Origin of the sequence: Phenylobacterium hankyongense (genome assembly GCF_003254505.1) — a bacterium.
GTDB classification, from domain to species: Bacteria; Pseudomonadota; Alphaproteobacteria; order Caulobacterales; family Caulobacteraceae; genus Phenylobacterium; species Phenylobacterium hankyongense.
The window spans coordinates 1-476 of record NZ_QFYP01000008.1 but is presented as its reverse complement, the minus strand read 5'-3'; the positions used below and the strand labels follow the sequence as shown (position 1 = coordinate 476).

Here is a 476-nt window from a genome sequence, read left to right as displayed (position 1 = left end):
CTGCTGGACCTCGTCGAGATGGAAGTGCGCGAGCTCTTGTCGTCCTACCAGTTCCCGGGCGACGACATCCCGATCGTCAAGGGCTCGGCGCTGGCGGCGGTGGAGAACCGCGACGCGCCGATCGGCGAGGACGCGATCATGGCGCTGATGACGGCGGTGGACACCTACATCCCGCAGCCGGAGCGTCCGATCGACCTGCCGTTCCTGATGCCGGTGGAAGACGTGTTCTCGATCTCGGGCCGCGGCACGGTGGTGACCGGGCGGATCGAGAAGGGGATCGTCAAGGTCGGCGAGGAAGTCGAGATCGTCGGCATCCGTCCGGTCCAGAAGACGGTGTGCACGGGCGTGGAGATGTTCCGCAAGCTGCTCGACCAGGGCCAGGCCGGCGACAACGTCGGGGTGCTGCTGCGCGGCACCAAGCGTGAGGACGTCGAGCGCGGCCAGGTGCTGTGCAAGCCGGGCTCGATCACCCCGCA

The 476-nt window shown here is 67.9% G+C and carries 1 protein-coding gene; it reads left to right on the top strand.

What is annotated here, in order from left to right:
- The coding region (locus DJ021_RS18450) for an EF-Tu/IF-2/RF-3 family GTPase (RefSeq protein WP_243626204.1) at positions 1-476 on the top strand (476 nt) is incomplete at both ends.